General features: G+C 48.9%; 11 protein-coding genes. 7 read left to right on the forward strand and 4 right to left on the reverse strand.

What is annotated here, in order from left to right; translation table 11 throughout:
* Together LDL35_RS00160 and LDL35_RS00165 are read left to right on the forward strand one after the other, a co-directional pair.
* Positions 1-964 (forward strand): SLC13 family permease (locus LDL35_RS00160; RefSeq protein WP_304018291.1); only part of this gene is annotated, 964 nt, incomplete at its 5' end.
* Positions 965-1,054: 90 nt separating this feature from the next.
* A complete protein-coding gene (locus LDL35_RS00165; RefSeq protein ID WP_304018293.1) occupies positions 1,055-1,438 on the forward strand; it encodes a response regulator in 384 nt (127 codons plus the stop codon).
* A gap of 162 nt (positions 1,439-1,600) precedes the next feature.
* Here the strand turns inward: LDL35_RS00165 and LDL35_RS00170 are convergent, their stop codons facing one another.
* The 3 genes from LDL35_RS00170 to LDL35_RS00180 are packed head-to-tail and all read right to left on the reverse strand — an operon-like array spanning position 1,601 to position 2,416.
* On the reverse strand, positions 1,601-1,747 hold the full coding sequence (locus tag LDL35_RS00170; protein WP_304018294.1) for a hypothetical protein: 147 nt from the start codon (positions 1,745-1,747) through the stop codon (positions 1,601-1,603).
* 53 nt (positions 1,748-1,800) lie between these two features.
* Positions 1,801-2,004: a helix-turn-helix transcriptional regulator gene (locus tag LDL35_RS00175; protein WP_304018295.1), complete on the reverse strand. Its 204-nt coding sequence runs from the start codon at positions 2,002-2,004 to the stop codon at positions 1,801-1,803.
* The gene (locus LDL35_RS00180; RefSeq protein ID WP_011449975.1) at positions 1,994-2,416 is read right to left on the reverse strand and encodes a DUF2178 domain-containing protein; all 423 of its coding nucleotides are present in this window, start codon (positions 2,414-2,416) and stop codon (positions 1,994-1,996) included. The genes LDL35_RS00175 and LDL35_RS00180 overlap by 11 nt, the downstream gene beginning before the upstream one ends.
* 110 nt (positions 2,417-2,526) lie before the next feature.
* On the opposite strand from LDL35_RS00180, the gene LDL35_RS00185 reads away from it, so the two are divergent.
* The 4 genes from LDL35_RS00185 to LDL35_RS00200 are packed head-to-tail and all read left to right on the forward strand — an operon-like array spanning position 2,527 to position 7,040.
* Positions 2,527-5,163, forward strand: coding sequence for a PAS domain S-box protein (locus tag LDL35_RS00185; protein WP_304018299.1), 2,637 nt, complete (start codon positions 2,527-2,529; stop codon positions 5,161-5,163).
* Entirely contained in the window at positions 5,160-6,227 is a 1,068-nt protein-coding gene (locus tag LDL35_RS00190; protein ID WP_304018300.1) for a hybrid sensor histidine kinase/response regulator, read from the forward strand. Before LDL35_RS00185 ends, LDL35_RS00190 begins: the two co-directional genes overlap by 4 nt.
* Before the next feature lie 12 nt (positions 6,228-6,239).
* The gene (locus tag LDL35_RS00195) at positions 6,240-6,635 is read left to right on the forward strand and encodes a response regulator (protein ID WP_011449978.1); all 396 of its coding nucleotides are present in this window, start codon (positions 6,240-6,242) and stop codon (positions 6,633-6,635) included.
* A 27-nt stretch (positions 6,636-6,662) separates the two neighbouring features.
* Entirely contained in the window at positions 6,663-7,040 is a 378-nt protein-coding gene (locus LDL35_RS00200) for a response regulator (RefSeq protein ID WP_304018303.1), read from the forward strand.
* Positions 7,041-7,097: 57 nt separating this feature from the next.
* Here the strand turns inward: LDL35_RS00200 and LDL35_RS00205 are convergent, their stop codons facing one another.
* Entirely contained in the window at positions 7,098-8,351 is a 1,254-nt protein-coding gene (locus LDL35_RS00205; protein WP_304018304.1) for a PKD domain-containing protein, read from the reverse strand.
* A 160-nt stretch (positions 8,352-8,511) separates the two neighbouring features.
* Between LDL35_RS00205 and LDL35_RS00210 the strand changes: the two genes are divergently transcribed.
* Positions 8,512-10,000 (forward strand): M13 family metallopeptidase (locus tag LDL35_RS00210; RefSeq protein WP_304018306.1); only part of this gene is annotated, 1,489 nt, incomplete at its 3' end.

A 10,000-nucleotide genomic window follows, 5' to 3' on the forward strand; every position in this document is an offset into this window, starting at 1 on the left:
AGGTACCATGCTTCTGGTCCTCATCATCGGGACGATGGGACTATTATCAGCGGTTTTGATGAATGACACCATTGCTATCATCGGAGCACCCCTCATCATGCTTCTGGCCGGGCGGCTTGGGGTCTCAAAACCAGGAGCACTGATAGCCCTCTGCTTTTCGGTCACAACCGGCAGTGTATTCAGCCCTATCGGAAATCCCCAGAATTATCTCATCGCCTCATATGTCCCCGAATTGTCCCCTTATCTCCTCTTTTTTTCAGGTCTTTTCATTCCGACTCTCCTCTCCCTTGGCGTGATCTTCCTCTTCCTGCGTCCGCTTTTCAGGGAAGTCAGCAACCCGGCTGAAGGATGCAGATTCGGAAAGATTTCTCCGGATACCAAACCATGGCCGGTGTACCTCTCCTTTCTTTGTATTTTCACCGGCATCGGACTGCAGATTATCAGCGGGCTTTTTCAGATGGGGTGGGCAGTTCCTATCGAGTGGATTGCAATCACCGCCGCTATTCCGGTTCTGGTTTTTTCAAAAGAGCGGATCAGACTTCTTCGGAAAATAGACTGGCACACCCTCATCTTCTTTGCAGCCATGTTTGTCCTGATGCAGAGTGTGTATGATACGGGATTCTTCCAGGGGATGATACCGGAGACTGGAGGTGCGGACATTCTGCTTGTGCTGATTGCAGGCATCCTTCTCTCTCAGGTTATCTCAAATGTCCCATTTGTAGCTCTCTTCCAGCCGCTCCTGTTATCATCTGGAGTTTCCCCGGCAATCATTCTGGCCCTTGCGTCAGGAAGCACCATCGCAGGAAACCTTACCATTCTTGGTGCAGCCAGCAATGTCATCATCATCCAGCAGGCAGAACGAGAGGGAGTTCATATTTCCATGCGATTATTCTGCAGATATGGTATTCCGGTGACATTCTTTCAGATGTGTATTTATGCGGCTTTTCTGATAGCAATGCCATAAGGAAGCATCTGTTCGGGCATACGCAGGTATTGCATGGCATATTTTTAAATAAGACGAATAAAAGAGCTGAGTTATACCCAGGATTGTCCCATGTCAGGAATACTGGTCGTTGATGACAAACCCGCGCACCGGGATCAGATCGCGGAGATACTCAGCAATGCCGGATATCTGGTAACCGGTAAAGCCTCGTCAGGGGCTGAAGCGATAACCATGTTTCATCAGATAGAACCTGACCTGGTAACGCTGGATCTTATCATGCCTGATATGAATGGTATGGACCTTCTCAGGATCATGAAGGGGACAAGTCCGATGGTCTCATTTCTTATCTGCACGTCCATCTGCCATGAGATGATTGCAGACCTTGCAAAGCGATCCGGTGCTGATGCACTCTTTCACAAACCTATCTCTGATTCATCACTTCTTGCAGCAGTTTCCAAAATCCTGGGATCACCACACCAGGAAAAGGAAGCATAATTTTACTGTCATGAGGTATGATCCGGGAGGGGATCCCGGACCTGAAAACAAGGTTTATGGGGTGTATCCATTTCCGGTCCAGTGCAGATTATTGTGCGGGGAGTGCTGGATGGGGGGTTTTTTGGATCTGCCTGAACCGGTCATGTCTCTTCTGGTTTTGTATTATCCTCTGGTGAGGACGGCATACCGGATGGGTAGGTGTGGGGCTTTTTGCGTTCCAGCTTTGGTATCACCTCCGAACTCTTCGTGCAGGGCAGTTCCTGCGCATGTATAGTTATATTTACATTCTGTTATATCTACTTTCCTCATGGACAAGGACTCTCAGCTTTTTGTTAGCAATTATGCGCATTTCCAGCTCTAATTCAGGGAGCTGATTCTTCAAATACAAAGATCTCTTCGATGGTAACATGGAACCGGCGTGCCATTTTAAAGGCTAACTCAAGGGAAGGATCATATTTTCCCTTCTCTATTGCAAGGATGGTCTGTCTTGTCACGCCAACTTCCCGTGCAAGGTCTTCCTGAGTCATGTCATGCATCGCTCTGAAAACCTTGATCTTATTCTTCATCCTCTCCTCCGGCACCAAATTTCCGCTCGTACCAGGAGATGAAAAGGATGTACACGATGATCATCAGAAAGACAATGAACATGAGGAGGAATGAAAACCGGGCAATCTGGTACGAGAATGGTCCAAACGTGTCTCCCCCAAGACTGATTACTACGCCACCCAGGGCATATGAAAAAAGCGTTATCCCCATTACCTGTAGGGTTCGCAGAGAAGCTTTCTCAGTGATCAGGTGTGAGCGTTCATCAGTAATCACATCATCAACCATCTGTCTTGAAATCCAGGCTGCCAAAACCCCGATTATAACCGCTCCGGTCATAACCAGGGGTTCGAGGTTCTCTACCGACCAGAAAAATATCCCGACTTCAAGAATTGCGATGACACCAAGGAGAAGGAAATATGTGTATTGCTTCATAATGCTTTGTAACGGATTAGTGTATCTACGCCGGAGAGGATAAGTATATTTGTCACGATAACTGGCAAAATCCAAATCGGGCTGTTGGATGCAGTATGCTAGGTAAAAATATGGTATCTGATCCTCCGATACGGGTTCTCTTTGTGGATGATGAACCTGGGATGCTCCAGGCAATCCGGGATTATCTCTCCATAGTCCATTCCATCGGGGTTGATATCTGTAATTCCGGTGCTGAAGCCCTTACCAGGGAGGATCTCTTTGGATTTGACTGCCTGATTATTGATTACGAAATGCCGGACATCGACGGAATTGTTCTTTTAAAAGAGATTCGCCAGATGAATACTGACATTCCCATCATCATCTTCACCGGAAAGGGGCATGAAGATGTTGCGATGGAGGCCATCAACGCCGGGGCTGATTTTTACATCAAAAAGGGTGGAAATCCGGAGGAACTCTTTACTGAACTCGCGCATTTCATCCGCAAAGGCGTCAGCAAGTACCGGGCTGAACAGTCACTTGTGGAAAAAGAGCGCCGGTACCGGGCGGTTGTTGAGGATATGACCGAATTTGTCTGCAGGATGAATGCAGAAGGAGTCATCCTTTTTGTCAACTCGGCCTTTCCAAAAAGTCTTCAGATACCGTTTGATGTTTTGAACGGAGTGACATTTTACTCCCTCTACCCTGACCATAAGCGGGAGATAGAAGAGGTCATCTCCCTTTGTGACCCAGACAACCCTTCAGCCCAGCTGGAACTGCCATTTCAGGGAAGTCAGGGTAAGACCATCTGGCACAGCTGGGTAATCAGAGTCATATTTGATGACCGGTTCGATATCCAGGAGATACAGGCGGTTGGCAGAGACATCTCAAGACAGAGGGAACTTGACAGGCAGGGGACCATCCTCAGAGAACTTGGGATCTCACTTGCGAGTAGTTCAACCCTTGAATCTGCTCTCAGCTTCTCCCTGTCTGCAGCGATCGAGATAGGGGGTCTTGAGACCGGAGCAGTCTATCTCCATGACCATAATTCAGGCAGACTCTCCCCCTTCCTTGACCAGGGGCCATACCGGGCAGCATTACACAGGCTCTACGATGAGTTTTCCAGGATTGGAGATGAAATGATCCTCAATACCGGAGATCCGCTCTATATGAGCATGACGGATCTGCACCGGTTTGAAAGCAGGTTTACTGCACTGGCATTCATTCCAATTATCAGATATGAAGAGGTAACCGGCTGGTTCATCCTGGCATCAGACAACCTGATTGAAGTCCCGTATGAGATAAGAGGTCCTCTTGAGGGAGTTGCGTCACAGATAGGAAATGTCATCTCACGAATTGAGGCTGAAGAAGCACTTCGGGATGCTCTTATTGAAAGCGAGGAGCGGTATATGCAGCTCTCGGAGACATCTCCCGATGCCATTGCAATTTTATCCGGAAATTCTGTGGTATATCTGAATCCTGCTGCAAATGCACTCTTTGAAGTGGACAGCCCTGATGTCTTTATCAAACAACCCCTCCATGATTTTCTTGATACTGACCTGCAGAACTGGTTTTATGAGATCCTGAAAACCAAGGCCAGAGAGAAGAGTCCAAGAGCAGGCGAAGGATTTCTCAAAACGAAAAATGGCCGACAGATATATGGTGAACTCATCAGTGTTCCTATCTCCCATGCAGGAGAAGATGCAATCCTTCTGCTTATCCGTGATAAAACAAGTCAGCGGATACAGGAGCAGGCATTGATTGAGAGCGAACGCCGGTTTCGTGAGATGGCTGATCTCCTGCCCGAACCATTGTTTGAAGCTGACACGAACGGGAAGCTGACTTTTTGTAACCGTGGGGTTTTCGCTCTCCTCAATGCATCACATGTTCCGGATACCGATATCACCATGGCATCAGAGCTGGTTTCCGCGCAGGAGCAACTCAGGTTTTCCACCATTCTGAAAAAGGTCGCAAATGATCTGATGCCGGTTGCCGGGGACTTTATTGCTGCAGGAGATCCTTCGGACCCGCGAATTATTCATCTTTCCCTCGCTCCCATCCTCCGCGACGGGGTTTTCTCCGGCACCCGGGGTATCCTCATTGATATTACCGAGAACAAGCGGTATCAGGAGAGACTCCACCATATGATCGAGGAGAAGGATGTACTCTTTCGTGAACTGCACCACCGGGTCAAGAACAACATGCAGATCATATCAAGCATGCTCCAGCTGCAGGAAGAGTACATCACCGATGAAGTCATCCTTTCAGCCCTCCATGATTGTGAACAGCGGATCGACTCAATGGCCCTTGTCCATGAGACATTATACCGGACCGAGTCACTTGCAGGTATTCCCTTCGGCCAGTACCTTGAGGATCTCGCACAGGCGGTGACCGAGGGATTTGCAACCGTAAGAGATATCAGGACTGAGATCGATGTCGGAAGTGTCATGCTCAGCCTGGATACCGCTGTCACCATCGGGCTTATCGTGAATGAACTGATGGTAAATTCCATGAAATATGCCTTTGTGGATCGGCCGTCAGGGCTAATTACCATCAGGCTGACCTGTGAGGATGACGGGTGCACGATGCGGTATTCGGATGACGGCGTTGGTCTCCCACCAGGATTTGAGATTGAAAAGATCTCCAGTCTCGGGATGCGCCTTGTGCGTATCCTTGCACGGCAGATACGTGGATCATTACTGATTGAGAGCGAACCGGGTGCAGGAATGATCTGCACCGTTACCTTCCCAAAACAGGCAGGAAATATATGACCCAGGTGCTTATCGTTGAAGATGAGGCAATTGTGGCTGAATCTATCGCATCCAAACTTCGCCGGTACGGATATGAAGTGGTTGATACCCTTCCGACCGGAGAAGAGGCAGTAGATAAAGCTGGAAAAACGCGGCCTGATGTGATCCTCATGGACATTCATCTGGCGGGAAAGATGGACGGGATACAGGCCGCAGATCGGATCTCAAGCCAGTATCATATCCCGGTGATTTTTCTGACTGCATATGCCGATGAACAGACCATAGCCCGTGCAAAAGAGGCAGGTCCCTTTGGATACCTTGTAAAACCATTCAGGGAACGTGACCTGTACGTAACAATTGAGATGGCACGCGAGCGATCCAGACTTGAAGCAGAACTGGAAGCGGCAAACCGGGAACTTGATTCGTTCAGTTACTCAGTATCGCATGATCTGCGGGCACCACTCATTGCTATTGATGGATTCTCCCGTATCCTAGAAGAGACCTATGCCGGGTACCTTCCCCCTGACGGTGTTGAATGTCTGTCCAGAATCCGGCAGGCCGCAAACCAGATGGACCAGCTCATCGAGGACTTTCTGCGGCTCTCACGAGTAACACGGGCACCACTCCTGATGGAGAAACTTGACATCTCCCGTATAGCACGTGATATCCTGGGTCAGCTGGCAACGCATGATCCTGACCGGAAGGTTCACTGGAAGGTTGAAGAAGGGCTGACGGTATTTGGAGATCCGGGTCTGTGTGAGATTGCCCTTAAAAATCTTATCGGAAATGCATGGAAGTATACGATGCATACTGATAATGCACAGATCCAGGTAGGCAGCCTGATGCAGGGTCAGACACGGGTGTTCTTTATCAAAGACAATGGCGCAGGTTTTCCATCAGAGAAAGCAAACCTCCTCTTCATCCCTCTGCAGCGGCTTCACTCCCACCAGGAGTTCCCGGGAAATGGTATCGGCCTTGCAACAGTACAGCGGATAGTGCACCGGCATGGTGGACGGATATGGGCAGAAGGGGCTACCGGTGAAGGAGCAACCTTCTTCTTTACCCTTCCTGAAGAGGCGGGATAAACCGGAGAATATATGCCAACGGTACTTATTATTGACGACGAGGATCTTGATCGGAAAGTCCTTCACTCCATCCTGCTTTCTGCAGGGTACGAGGTAGTCGGGACGGCACGAAGCGGAGAAGAGGGGATAAAGCTCAGTCGAACACTCAAGCCTGATCTTATCACCATAGATCTTATGATGCCGAAGATGAACGGGATGGAGGTCCTCATAAAACTAATGAAGGAGAATGCCAAGACAAACGCTCTGATCTGCACATCAGCCCATTCAGACCCGGTTGTTGACCTGGCCATGCGATATGGCGCTAAGGGGTATATCATCAAACCATTCCAGGCCAGATCCCTCCTTGCAACCGTAAAGGAAGTAGTCGGAGCACCTGACCCGGCACGGATGAATGTGTGGAATTTTTAAAAGTTCAAAAGCGAGGGATACATACAGATGGGAATCCTGATTGTTGACGACACAGACTTTGATCGCAATCTCCTCAGATCCATTCTGCTCTCTGCGGGGTATGAGATATCAGGCCTTGCTACCTGTGGTGAAGAGGGTATCAGGCAGTATCATGCATTACAGCCAAATCTGGTCATGCTCGATCTCATTATGCCAGACATCAACGGAATTGAAGTCCTGCGAAGGATCAGGATCGATGCCCCTGACGCAAAGGTGATGATGTGTACATCGGTTGGTGAGGAGAGCATGGTAGATCTTGCCAGGCGGATGGGTGCTCGGGGATATGTAGTAAAACCCTATATAGCAGATAACCTTCTTGGTGCCGTTCAGAAAATTCTCGGTCCGCCGGGAAAATCCAGAATCTGATATGGTTTTTTTCTCTGTTGCTCTTCTCTCCCTGATAATCGGCAATTTTTTCAAAGGCTATGTAGAAGGAACGGTAATACTATGCACTACGGTCCCTTTCCCATGCTTTCCTGACAAGGTCAGGCCGACTTTATAAGTTCCCGGATTCTGATACCGGTGAACAGGACTCTCCTCCCATGAGGTATATCCATCACCAAAATCCCAGAACCAGACATCGGGGTCCCCACCGGATGTGGAATGAAACCTGATAATGGCGGGATTACTGGGATCAGCATCCCAGGTATATGATGCACGAAACACATCAATGACACCCGTATCCCGTGCCTGGCTGCAGAGATTTGAGACCGTATAACTGACGATATATCGTCCGGGGTTTTCATACCGGTGAAAGAATGGATCTGATTGTGATGATGTAGTTCCATCTCCAAGATTCCATGTTCCTGACAGGGGGTTGTTTGGCACCGACCCGGTTGATCGCTGGCTGAATCTGACCTCAAGTGGTGCATATCCTGATACCGGTTCGATAGAAATTGTGGTGTTCACTTCAGGGACTGTCCCGACTGATACCTGTTTATTCATCAAAGACCAGGCCTGGTTGGTTGCATCAGCTGGGTAGGTGATCGTGAAGACATCATGGTGAATTCCTGGCAGAAAAACAACCGGCTGACCCCGGTCTGCAGAACCGGGATGAAACATATTTAATTCCCCAACCGGCAGGGAAACCGGGTGATCATGTCTGGATACATACCCGAATCTGGCAGTATAAGAGCCATCGGCATTTCTGCATACTACTCCGGATTCAGGAATCAGCATCCCCGGAACCGGTGTCCCGGATGGTGCAGGAGTCCTGGTATCGACGGGGGTGGCAACCGGGAGATCTGACAGGGAAGCCATGAGGCTGTACCGGTTCAGGACAGATGTTACCATCTCCTGGTCCATGATGTAGCGCGCTCCCTGTGTTCGTTCAGTACTCCCGTCCCAGGAGAGAAACCGGATCATGGCTGCCTCTGCCCCGGCCGGAGGATCCCCTTGAAAGGTATACACATCAGGATCCGGCCTTGTTTCCTGTGGATAATCCTGAAAAGAGTAGGTCCGGTTCTGGTGGTCAACCCATAAAATTCGTACAATCCAGCTTTTTGCAGAACTCTGATCCTGTCCTGAACTGTCGGAGATGTAAGGAATGAGCGATGTGTTGCTGCTCTGTACCGGACCTGGTCCGGCGGTAAAAAAAACAGATATTCCTGCAGCGATAATGAGTGATATAACAATGATGATAAGAACGAAATGATACTGGTTATCAGTTGGATCCATTGCAGTTCTTACATCTTTTATGTCATAAGCCAAGAGGGCTTCCCATCAGTTCATGTTTTACAAGGAATATCCGATTATGAATTCCAATACTATCATCTTTCAGAATACATCGCGCGAAAAACATTCTGGAATTACTATCAGGAAGAAGATATATTCTCCTATGGTTCCCGTATCAGTCCTGATCGCCATTCTGGTCCTGACCGGTCCGGTACTTGGCACTCCGATCTCCACAGCAACGCCTCCAGGTATGAACCTGTCAATTGATCCAGGAGAGGATTTCTTTTCATACGCAAATTACCACTGGATTGCCGACCATCCGGTCCCTGAAGATAAAAAATTCTATACTGCATTTGAAGAAGTAAAAGACATGGTTGACAGCCGGGTGAGAGCCCTTGTAGAAGAGGCAGCATCAGATTATGATGCAGAAAAGGGAACCCCCCGGCAGTTACTTGGATCATTTTACCGTGCAGCACTGAATGATGAGTCAAATGCAAGGACAGGACTTACCCCGGTCCAGGATGAACTTGACGAAATTGCACAGGCATCGGATCGGAGTGAGATTCGCATTGTCACATCAAATCTCACCGCACGGGGACTTGACCCATTTTTTATCCTGTATATTGATGAAAACCCGGAGAAGAGAAGGGAGCTTATCGCGACCATAGAGACTGGAGATTTCACCATCCGGTTCCCTCCATTCTATGAACTTGAATTTGATGAGGCTGTCAGAGTTCAGGATCTGATGAAGGAGTATGTGTCTACAACCTTCATGGAACGGGGTATGGACCGTGAAAAGGCCCTTCATGCAGCCGATGTGGTATTCAGGATTGAGCGCCGGATGGCTCAGGCCGAGATGGGGATCAATACGTCCCATGCAAACTCCTCAGAAGAACTCAAAGCCGGAACATACCAGGTGGCGGATCTGCGTACCCTCTTTCCAGGTATCAGCTGGGATGCTCTTCTGGAGAGATCAGGAAGACCTGATCTTCAGGAGATTTACATTATGAACCCACACTACCTCCGGGAAGTGGGAAGAATACTCTCATCAGAACCGATTGAAGATCTGAAACTCTTCCTGACCTGGCGGGTTCTCCAGTATGCAGCTCCTTATGCCACCCCGGAAATGCAGGAGCGGTATTATGAATTTTATGATGTGAAACTCTCAAAAGGGGAGATAACACCACAAAAGGATCGGATCTTTGACATCATGAACCTCTATCTCGGAAACCCGATCGCCCATCTGTATGTGGACCGGTATTTCAGTGCTTCTGATAAGGCAAAGGCAGAAGAGATAGTCCGGAATATCAGGGAGGTAATGAGGGAACGAGTGCAGAACCTCTCCTGGATGAGTCAGGAGACGAAGGATATTGCCCTTTTAAAGATGGATTACCTGAAAGAGCAGGCAGGATACCCGGAGGAGTGGGGGCAGTATAGGAACCTGACCATCGAAGACACGTCATACCTTGAAAACATGCTGGCCCTGACTGAATATTTCACCAACGGGAGCCTGCAGCTCTCTGGTGAGCCCTCAGACCCGGATGTCTGGTATGTATCCCCGCATGGTGTTGAGGCACACTATGATCTTGTCCATAACCGGATCATCGCCCCGGCTGGTTTTTTAAACCCGCCCTTCTTTGATCCGATGATCG

This window comes from Methanospirillum hungatei, from assembly GCF_020216685.1.
In the GTDB taxonomy this organism is placed as follows: Archaea; Halobacteriota; Methanomicrobia; order Methanomicrobiales; family Methanospirillaceae; genus Methanospirillum; species Methanospirillum hungatei_B.

What these genes read in the sequence shown, in the direction of transcription:
- LDL35_RS00205 (WP_304018304.1), bottom strand. Translation starts at nt 8,351, where the DNA reads ATGGATCCAACTGATAACCAGTATCATTTCGTTCTTATCATCATTGTT.
- LDL35_RS00190 (WP_304018300.1), top strand. Translation starts at nt 5,160, where the DNA reads ATGACCCAGGTGCTTATCGTTGAAGATGAGGCAATTGTGGCTGAATCT.
- LDL35_RS00170 (WP_304018294.1), bottom strand. Translation starts at nt 1,747, where the DNA reads ATGAGGAAAGTAGATATAACAGAATGTAAATATAACTATACATGCGCA.
- LDL35_RS00165 (WP_304018293.1), top strand. Translation starts at nt 1,055, where the DNA reads ATGTCAGGAATACTGGTCGTTGATGACAAACCCGCGCACCGGGATCAG.
- LDL35_RS00175 (WP_304018295.1), bottom strand. Translation starts at nt 2,004, where the DNA reads ATGAAGAATAAGATCAAGGTTTTCAGAGCGATGCATGACATGACTCAG.
- LDL35_RS00185 (WP_304018299.1), top strand. Translation starts at nt 2,527, where the DNA reads ATGGTATCTGATCCTCCGATACGGGTTCTCTTTGTGGATGATGAACCT.
- LDL35_RS00200 (WP_304018303.1), top strand. Translation starts at nt 6,663, where the DNA reads ATGGGAATCCTGATTGTTGACGACACAGACTTTGATCGCAATCTCCTC.
- LDL35_RS00195 (WP_011449978.1), top strand. Translation starts at nt 6,240, where the DNA reads ATGCCAACGGTACTTATTATTGACGACGAGGATCTTGATCGGAAAGTC.
- LDL35_RS00180 (WP_011449975.1), bottom strand. Translation starts at nt 2,416, where the DNA reads ATGAAGCAATACACATATTTCCTTCTCCTTGGTGTCATCGCAATTCTT.